This window comes from Paenibacillus plantiphilus (assembly GCF_927798095.1).
Classification (GTDB): domain Bacteria; phylum Bacillota; class Bacilli; order Paenibacillales; family Paenibacillaceae; genus Paenibacillus_Z; species Paenibacillus_Z plantiphilus.
In genome coordinates, this window is record NZ_CAKMMF010000072.1 from 1 (window position 1) to 1,362 (window position 1,362).

A 1,362-nucleotide genomic window follows, 5' to 3' on the forward strand; every position below is an offset into this window, starting at 1 on the left:
CTTTACGGAAATAGTTGCCCCATCCCCGTATGACAGGGTTGATGGAATCGATGAGTTCAAAGACGGTTAGCGGGATGCGTCTGTGTGTCCGGGCTCGGATGGTGTCCCTGAACGATTGGATCGACTTGTCCTTGGGGAAGGCATAGATGTTCATCTTTGGTTGCTTTTTCACCTTTTCCCGCGGCAGCGTCAATCCCTTTCCTCGCTTCAGCTTATACCCCAAGAACTCGAATCCCCACTTAATATGGGTGATCCTTGTTTTCTCCGGGTGCAGCGTCAATCCAAGCGATTCCAGTATCGTTCTAGCGTCTCTTAGCGCCTTCGCGGCTTCCACCTGCGATTTGCAGAGAACCACCCAATCGTCGGCAAAACGCGTCAGGCGATATCCTTTGTCCATCATCTCATGATCGAATCGGTTCAAGTAAATGTTACTAAACAGCGGACTCGCTACGCTGCCTTGCGGTGTGCCGCTGGGCGTTTCGTATTTCTTTCCGCCTTCCATATACCCAGCTTCAAGCATTTGTCTGACCAGATTTAGAATTCTCCCGTCGCTGACTTGCTCGGCGATCATGTCAATGAGCGGCTCATGATGCACCGTCCCGAAGAAGTCCCGCAAGTCCGCGTCCACAACCCATTCGCATCCGTCCATCAGTTCGCGATAGATTTTCCTCATCGCTTGATGGGTCGAGCGGCCCGGCCGATACCCGAAACTGCATTCGCTGAACAGGGGTTCGAAGATCGGTTCCAACCTGTTTTTCAATGCCTGTTGGCACACCCTGTCCCGTATAGTCGGTATGCCCAGCGGACGTTTCTCCTTGGGCTTTCCCTTCTTAGGGATGTGTGTTCGTCTCACCGGCATGGGTCGGTACGTGCCCTGCTTCAGTTCTTCGTGCAATCGTTCCAGTTCAGCCTCGGCTGCCGCTTGGAATGCCGGGATGGAGACCCTGTCGATGCCTCCGCTTCCTCCGTTTGCTCTCACTGATTCCCATGCCATTTCCAAGTTTGTTCGGTGATACACCTTGTCAATTAACGAATGAACTTTTCGTTCTGTGCCTTCTGCTTTCATGTGTTTCGTGTCCTCCGCCTGCAAGTTCTGGGTCTTTCACATAGGGAACTTTCCGTTCCTTGCCGCCTACTCGCGAAACTCATTCCAGTTCCGGTCTCCATAAAGCGAGCCGCCTTCCCCCTTCTGCGTCACCTTTTGAGTGAGCAAAGGCCAGCCACACACTGGCGGCTGATCTGGACGTTTCTGTTGTTCGTCCGTTCTGAAGTATTACGCAGCTCTCCGACTTCTCGCCATGCGTCCGGTATGCATTTCGGGGTTTCCTTATAGCATCCGTTACTGAAACTGCCGCGCATTCT

The 1,362-nt window shown here is 52.9% G+C and carries 1 protein-coding gene; it reads right to left on the minus strand.

What is annotated here, in order from left to right; translation table 11 throughout:
• Nucleotides 1-1,066: group II intron reverse transcriptase/maturase (gene ltrA, locus L6H65_RS26365; RefSeq protein WP_236347740.1), on the minus strand; the 1,066-nt coding region annotated here is incomplete at its 3' end.
• Nucleotides 1,067-1,362 lie beyond the last annotated feature (296 nt).